Annotated in this window: 6 protein-coding genes; all 6 read left to right on the top strand. The window is 67.5% G+C overall.

The window, feature by feature from the left end:
• Positions 1 to 619 (top strand): flagellar basal body P-ring protein FlgI (locus AC1DYI_RS20910; RefSeq protein WP_477206057.1); only part of this gene is annotated, 619 nt, incomplete at its 5' end.
• Between the two features lie 11 nt (positions 620 to 630).
• Positions 631 to 1509, top strand: coding sequence for a flagellar assembly peptidoglycan hydrolase FlgJ (gene flgJ, locus AC1DYI_RS20905; protein WP_477206056.1), 879 nt, complete (start codon positions 631 to 633; stop codon positions 1507 to 1509).
• A gap of 32 nt (positions 1510 to 1541) precedes the next feature.
• Positions 1542 to 3503, top strand: a complete 1962-nt coding sequence (gene flgK / locus AC1DYI_RS20900) for a flagellar hook-associated protein FlgK (protein ID WP_477206055.1) — start codon at positions 1542 to 1544, stop codon at positions 3501 to 3503.
• Positions 3504 to 3517: 14 nt separating this feature from the next.
• Positions 3518 to 4714: a flagellar hook-associated protein FlgL gene (flgL, locus tag AC1DYI_RS20895; protein ID WP_477206054.1), complete on the top strand. Its 1197-nt coding sequence runs from the start codon at positions 3518 to 3520 to the stop codon at positions 4712 to 4714.
• Between the two features lie 8 nt (positions 4715 to 4722).
• Positions 4723 to 5937 carry an EAL and HDOD domain-containing protein gene (locus tag AC1DYI_RS20890; RefSeq protein WP_477206053.1) on the top strand — a complete coding sequence of 405 codons (1215 nt, stop codon included), beginning with the start codon at positions 4723 to 4725 and terminating at the stop codon, positions 5935 to 5937.
• A gap of 144 nt (positions 5938 to 6081) precedes the next feature.
• On the top strand, positions 6082 to 8078 hold a 1997-nt coding region (locus tag AC1DYI_RS20885), incomplete at its 3' end, for a sensor histidine kinase (RefSeq protein ID WP_477206052.1).

The raw sequence follows: 8078 nt of genomic DNA, 5'->3' as shown, positions 1-8078 counted from the left end.
CTTGTCCGGTGGCCGCGTGCCGCAGGGCGCGACCGTCGAGCGCTCGGTGCCGACGCCGCTGAACCAGGGTGACTCGATCCAGCTCGACCTGGACTCGGCCGACTTCGCCACCGCCCGCGCGGTGGCCCAAGCCATCAATGCCGTCAAGGGCGCCGGCACCGCGCAGGCGATCGACGGCCGCGTGGTGCGCGTGCGTGCACCGATGGACAGCGATTCGCGCATCGGCTTCCTGGCRGATATCGAGAACCTGCCGCTGGAGCTGGCCAAGCCGGCCGCCAAGATCGTGCTGAACCCGCGCACCGGCTCGATCGTGTTGAACCAGTCCGTCACGCTGGCACCTTGCGCAGTGGCGCACGGCAGCCTGTCGGTCACCATCAGCTCATCGCCCGTCATCAGCCAGCCCGGCGCCTTGTCGTCCGGCGAGACGGTGGTGAAGGAGAAGTCCGACATCTCGATCACCCAGCAAGGCGGCTCGATCATCGCGTTGCCGGCCGGCGCGCAGCTGGCCGATGTGGTGAAGGCACYGAACTCGCTCGGCGCGACGCCGCAAGACCTGCTGGCCATCCTGCAGGCGATGAAGTCCGCTGGTGCGCTGCAAGCTGAGCTGGAAGTGATCTGACGGGGTATGCCATGAGCGTCAACAACCCTGCTGCCCTGGCCCGCACCGGTTACGGTGACGCGCGCGGCATCGAGTCGCTGAAAGTCTCGGCCGGCAAAGACCCGAAGGCGGCCGTGCGCGAGGCTGCCAAGCAGTTCGAGTCGCTGTTCATGCAGCAGCTGCTGAAGAACATGCGCGAGTCGGCGCAGTCCACCGGCATGCTCGAGAACGAGGCCACCAAGATGGGCTCGGAAATGCTCGACACGCAGTGGGCCGGCAAGCTCTCGGGCATGCCCGGCGGCCTGTCCGACGTGATTGCACGCCAGCTCGAGCGGCAGATGGGCATGAACCCCGGCCCGATCCCGAAGAACGAGAGCGCCAACCGCACACCGGTCAACCCGCTGAAACCGAACGCCGAGGTGCAGTTGCCGCAGAAGGCGGCGCTTGGCTTCGTGCAACAGCACCAGACGGCCGCGGCCAACGCCGAAGCCGCCAGCGGCATCCCTGCGTCGTTCATGATTGCCCAGGCGGCGCATGAGACCGGCTGGGGCCGCAAGGAAATTCGCCATGCCGACGGCACGCCGGCGCACAACCTGTTCGGCATCAAGGCCGGCGCGAATTGGAACGGCCCGACGGCCGACGTGATGACCACCGAGTACATCAACGGCCAGGCGCACAAGGTGACGCAGAAGTTCCGCGCCTACTCGAGTTACGCCGAGAGCTTTGCCGACTACGCCAACCTGATGAAGAACAACCCGCGCTACGAGCAGGTGCTGGCTTCGCGCGGCAACGCGCACGGGTTTGCCCAAGGCCTGCAGCGCGCCGGCTACGCCACCGACCCGGCGTATGCGGACAAGCTGTCGAAGGTCATCAACACCACGCTGCGTTTGCAACGCAGCGCCACCGCCTGAGCGCCGCAAGCGTTCGCTGACAGGAGCGTCTCATGGCTGGTTCCACCCTCATGTCGATCGGGATGCGGGCGATGTTCGCCAACAGCGCATCGCTCAACGTCACCGGTCACAACATCGCCAATGCGAACACCGAAGGCTACTCGCGCCAGGAAGTGGAGCTGGCCACGGCCAACGGCCAGTTCACCGGTGCCGGCTTCTTCGGCAAGGGCGTCAACGTCGTCAACGTCAAGCGTGCGCACGACCAGTTCCTGACGATGCAGGCCGCGGCAGCCAAGTCGATGGCCGCTTCCCATGAAGCTCGCTACAACCAGCTGTCGCAGCTGGAGAACGTCTTCCCGCCCGGCGACCAGGGCCTGGGCTATTCGATGGGCGACTTCTTTGCGTCGATGGTCGACCTGGCCAACGCGCCTGGCGACAACTCGGCACGCCAGGCTGTCCTGGCGCGTGCGGCCGATGTCAGCGACCGTTTCTCGAATGCATCGAACCGGCTCGACATCCTGCAAGCCGGCGTGCGCAGCGACATGACGAATTCGGCCCAGACGGTGACGGCGCTGGCCGCCCGCGTGGCCGATATCAACGAACAGATCGCCGCCAACCGCGGCCAGACCCAGCAGCCCAACGACCTGCTGGACCAGCGCGACCAGTTGATCGAACAGATCAGCCAGTACGTCAACGTGACGACAATCCCCGCGTCCGACGGCACGGTGGGTGTGTTTCTCGCTGGCGGCCACCGGTTGGTGCTGGGCGGCGAATCAGCCGAGCTGACGACGCGGCCGGACGACCTGGACGCCTCGCGCATTGGCTTGTCCATCACCTCCAACGGCCAGTCGCTGGCGCTCAACGACGACCTGCTGACCTCCGGTTCGATGGCCGGGTTGCTGCACTTCCAGAACGACGACCTCGTCGATGCGCGCAACCGGCTCGGCCAGATGGCGCTGGCGTTCGCGTCCGAGGTCAATCACGCCCAGTCGATGGGCATCGACCTGAATGGCAACACCGGCTCCGACATCTTCGAAGTCGGCCCCTCGCAGGCCTTGCCGGCTGCGACCAATGCGCGTGATGTCAACGGCCAGCTGATTTCGTCGGTGTCGTTGGACGTCACCGACGCCAGCCTGCTCCAGGCCAGTGACTACTCGCTGCAGGCGGATCCCAACAACGCTGGCCAGTACCAGCTGATGCGCTTGTCCGATGGCGTGACGCGCAGCATCGCCGACGGCGACACCGTCGACGGCTTCACCGTCCACATCGGCACGCCGGCACCGACCAGCACCGACCGTTTCCTGCTGCAGCCGGTGGCGCGCGCGGCCAGCGGCATGCACCGCCTGCTCGACGACCCGAACGGTATTGCCGCGGCGCTGCCGGTGCAGGCCAATGTGGGCGTCGACAACACCGGCACCGCGACCATCGACAAGTTGCGCATGACCGACGGCACGGTCGACCCGAACCTGACCGCCACCGTCACCTTCAGCGACGACACCGGCGCCTACACCTGGGAACTGCGCGACCGCACGACCGGCGCATTGGCCAGCAGCGGCACCGGCCAGTGGGATGCCGGCGAGCCGATCGAGTTGAACGGCTTTGCGCTCGAACTGAACGGCGTGCCGGCGACCGGCGACACGGTGACCGTCGACAAGACCCTGTACCCCGCGACCAACAACGGCAACGCGCTGGCGCAGTCGCACCTGGCCGACGAGCAGTTCGTCGGCCGCACGCTCGATGCGAACGGCAACTACATGGCCGGTGCCACCGTGACCGATGCCTATGCCGACACGATGGCCGACGTCGGCGTGCGCGTGCAGAGCGCGCGGGTGGCGTCCGAAATCTCCACCGCCTCGTCGACCCAGGCCAGCGAACAGCTGGCCTCGAAGACCGGTGTCAACCTCGATGAAGAAGCAGCCCGGCTGATCCAGTATCAGCAGGGCTACCAAGCCGCAGCCAAAGTGCTGCAGGTCGCGCAAGCGGTGTTCGACACCATGCTGCAGATCGGACGCTGAAGGGACTGACCACCATGTTGCGCACCTCCACCCTGACCAGCTACGCCAGCTCGCTGGCGAACCTGCAGCGCCGCCAGGGCGAAATGACCGACGCGCAAGCGCGCCTGACCAGTGGTCTGCGCGTGATGCATGCCAGCGACGACCCGACGGCCGCCGCCCGCGCCGAGCGTGCGCGTGCCTTGATGCAGCGCGCCGACTCAACGCAGCGTGCCGTCGACGCGAGCCGCAACTCGATGACCTTGACCGAATCGGCCTTGTCCGATGCGGGCGAGTTGATGCAGCAGGCGCGCGAGCTGGTCACTGCGGCCGGCAATGCGAGCTACAGCGACGCCGAGCGCGCCGACGTGGCCAACCAGCTGTCCGAGATCCGCAAGCAATTGATGGGCGTGGCCAACCGCAGCGATGGCTCGGGCGGCTATGTATTCTCGGGCCAGGGCGCAGGCCGCCCGCCTTTCCTGGAGCGCCCGGGTGGCGTGGACTACGTCGGCACCGGGGGCGCCGTTCGCGTCGCCTCCGACGAGCCCTTGCCGTTGACGCTGGACGGCGGCCAGGTGTGGCTGTCTGCACCGACTGGTAACGGGGTGTTCGAAACCCGCACCGTCAGCGGCACCGGGGCGTGGATCGATGCCGGTCGCGTGACCGCACCGGACCAGATCACCGGCTCGACCTACGCCATCAATTTCACCGTCAGCGGTGGCACGACGAACTACTCGATCCTGAAAGACGGCGTGGCCACCAGCACGGCCAATGTGCCCTATGTGGAAGGCCAGGCGATCGAGATCGACGGCCTGGCCGTGACCGTCAGCGGCAACCCGGCCGATGGCGACAGCTTCGAGTTGGCGCCTGCCGAACCCGAGCTGAGCGTGTTCGATGCACTCGACCGTGTGGTCAACGAGTTGAAAACCCCTTTGCGCACGACCGCGCAAATCACACAGTCTGTGCAAAATGGCTTGCGTGACCTGGACAGCCTGAGCGACCATCTGCAAGCGGCCCGCAGCATGACTGGCGAGGTGCTGAATCGCATTGACGGCGTGTCGGGGCGGCTTGATGATCTGAAGCTGTTCGGTGAAACCACGCGCTCCGACGCAGAAGACCTCGACATGGTTCAGGCCATTTCTGATTTCCAGAATCAGCAGACCGGCTACCAGGCCGCATTGCAGACCTATTCGAGCATGCAGCGCATGTCGCTGTTCGACTACATCAAGACTTAGCCAACCACATGAGCACAGCCCCCGGGACGCACGCGATTCTTGACCATGTGATCCTCGGCTGTGGCGCGCTGTTCGACGCCCGCCGGACACCGATGTCGACCCGGCTGACGGTGCACCCCGCCAGCGACTCCACGCCGATCGACCCGACCGGCTTGCTGGCAGCCTTGGACGACGCCTGGCCCCCTGAAGCCGGCCCGATGTCGCTCAACCTGACCAGCGAAGCCTGGCTGCTGGCGCTGATGGACATCAAGACGCCTGCCCACCTGATGATCGAGGTGCCGGCCTTCCTGGCCAGTGATCCGGCCTGGGACCAGCGCATCCGCCAACGCAGTGCTGAAGGCCTGGCGATGGTGCTGAAGGGCCGGCCCCTGAGCCCGCTGCCGACCGATCTGATGAACTGCTTCAAGTGCGCCATCGTCGATCGCGCCGACGATCGCCGGCTGGCCAATCAGCCACCGCCCAGCGGGGCCGTACGCACACTGCCGTTCGTTCAGTCCGGCAACTCGACGCCGGCCGAGGCTGGCGACAGCTTCAAGCGTGGCGCACAGGCCGTGCTGGGTTGGCCGCTCGGCGACGTGCCCGACGGCAGCAAGCCCAAGAAGGGCGTGCCCGGCAGCGTGCAAGTGGTGATGGACCTGATCCAGCGCGTCGAGCGCGAGGAGCCGGCAGCCAAGCTCGAAGCCGTGTTGCGCAGCGACCCGTCGCTGGGCTTCCGTCTGATGCGCTACATCAACTCGCCGGGCTTCGGCCTGTCGGTGGAGATCAATTCGTTTTCGCACGCGCTGATGATGCTGGGCTATGGCCGGCTCAAGCGCTGGCTGGCGCTGCTGATGACCAGCGCGATCGACGAGCCCGACCTGAAGCCGCTGATGTTCCTGGCGGTGCGCCGCGGCCTGTTCATGGAAGAACTGGCCCGCACCCACGGTGACGACACCACGCGCAACGAGATCTTCCTGTGTGGCGTGTTCTCGCTGCTCGACCGCATGCTGGGCCAGACCTTCGGCCAGTTGTTCGCTTCACTGCCGGTGCCTGAGCGTGTTGCGCAGGCGCTGGTCGATGGCGAAGGGCCGTACCAGCCCTATCTGGACCTGTCGATTGCGGTCGAGATGGAATCGCCGATCGACATCCGCGAAAGCACCGACGCGATGATGCTGGCAGCCGGCGAAGTGAACCGCGCGGCCCTGAAGGCGATGGGCACAGCGCGCCAGCTGCGCAGCGACTGAAGACCGCCGGGCAGGCCGCTGTCTGCCAACTTGTACGCATGGGCGCAGCCGGTCGCGGCCAGGACGCGATCATGGCGCGCCGTACACTCGGCCGCGCCTTCTTCATCGTCAGCACCCCTTGCGGGTGAAGCTCAGCCCGCCCACATGCCGCCGATCTTCTCTTCCCGCCGACCGTCGATCCGCCCCGCGCTGGAAGACAGTGCCGAGGTATCGGCCGAGCTGAAAGCTCTGTTCGAGATGAGCCCAGCCTCGCTGGCGCTGGCCGATACCAGTGGCCGGTTGCTGCGCAGCAACGCCGCCTGGCAAGCGCTGAGCCCGGCGGGCGGTGATGCCCGCGGCCTGCCGGCGCTGCCCGAGAACTGGCAGCAACTGCTGGGCTGGCAAGGCCAATGGCCGGCGATGCCGGTGGCCGCCGAAACCGATGCGACCGATGCCTGGGTCGAAGGCCGCGGCGGCCGGCGCATCCATGTGAGGGCCCAGGCGCGGCGTTTGCCGGCGCCGGTGCTGGGCGCGTCGGCCCGCTGGCTGCTGCAGGTCGAAGACCTCACGCAGCAAGACGATGCCGCGCGCGCGGCCGTTCACATCAACGCCTTGATGGGCGCGGCCGGTGTCGGCGTGGCCACCTGGGACGCCGAACAGGGCTGGACTTCGGCCGCCTCGCCGCCGGGCGGCGCGCTGGCTGCGGCTGCGTCCGGCAACGGCGCGAACTCGCAGCTGTCGATTGGCCGCGATGTGGTCGAGACCGAATCACTGGCCGACTACGCCCGGTTGCAGCACGCGCTGCGCCAGCGCGAAGCGGCTGAAGTGCGCTACGCCGTGCGCCACCCGGACACCGGGCGCCGTTGGCTGCTGACCCGCGTGGAGCCGGCCGAGCTGGGCACCGGGCGGCCGGCGATGAGCGTGGTCACGCTCGACATCACCGACGAAGAAAACGCGCGCCGCCACAACGAGCAGTTGCTGCAAGAGCAGGTGAGGGCGCGCGAATCGCTGGTGCAGCAAACCGACAGCACGCGCGCGGTGCTCGACTCGGTGCTGGTCGGCATCGTCACCGTCGGGCCGCGCGGCATCGAGTGGATGAACCGCTCGGCGCGCCGCATGTTCGGCGGCGAGCTGGCCGACTTCCAGGGTCTGCCGATGGCGGTGGTGGCCTCGGCCGAGCCGAACCATCCGCTGYGCCGCACCGACTGGCTCAACGTGCTCGACGAAGGCCAGGCCGAGACCTTCGAATGCAGGCTGGTGGCGCGCGATGGCCGCGAGTTCTGGGTCGTCGGCAACGCGGTCGTCACCGGGCGTGAAGCGGGTGCCGCGCAGCTGACCTTTGCGCTGCTCGACATCGAGCGCCGGCGCCAGGCCGAAAACCAGATCGCGCAGGCGCAGGCCAGCCTGCAGCGCATCATCGAAACCGCGCCGTTGGCGATTGCGTTGTTCGACGGCCGCGGCCTGCAGGTGCTGCGGCTGAACCAGATGCTGTCGGCGTTCGCGCGGCGGCCGGCGGTCCAGATCATCGGCCGTCCGCCCGCGATGTGGTTGCCCGAGCCAGAGGCGGCGGCGCTGTCGGCCGATCTGCATCAGGCGGTAGCCAGCCGCGAAATGGTGCGGCGCGAGTTGCACCGAGACGCCGACCCCGTGACCGGCGAGCCGGCGCGCGAGTGGGACGTGCGCATCGTGGCCCTGCGCGACGCTGGCGACGGCGGCGAAGAACATCTGCTGCTGGTGGCCAGCGACGTGACCGAGCAGCGTGCGGCCGAGCAGGCCCGCTTCGAAGCCGCCATTGCGCAGCGCGAGATGCTGGTCAAGGAAGTGCACCACCGCATCAAGAACAACCTGCAAGGCGTGGCCGGGCTGCTGCAGCAAAACGCGCAGCGCCACCCCGAGGCGGCGGTGGCGTTGAACGAAGCGGTCGGCCAGGTGCATGCGATTGCGCAGGTGCACGGCCTGCAGGTCGGCATGACCGGTCCCTTGCGGGTGCGTGGCGTGATCGAGGCGATCACGCTGTCGGTGCAGCGCATGTTCGGCCGCGCGATCCGCTATGACGTCGAAGGCCCGGCGCCGCACCGCTTTGCATTGACCGAGGCCGATTCGATCCCGATCGCGCTGACCGTCAACGAGCTGCTGACCAATGCGATCAAACACAGCCCGAC

The sequence above is a fragment of the Ideonella sp. P3_A4 genome, assembly GCF_056403075.1.
This window is presented reverse-complemented; position numbering and strand designations above follow the sequence as displayed.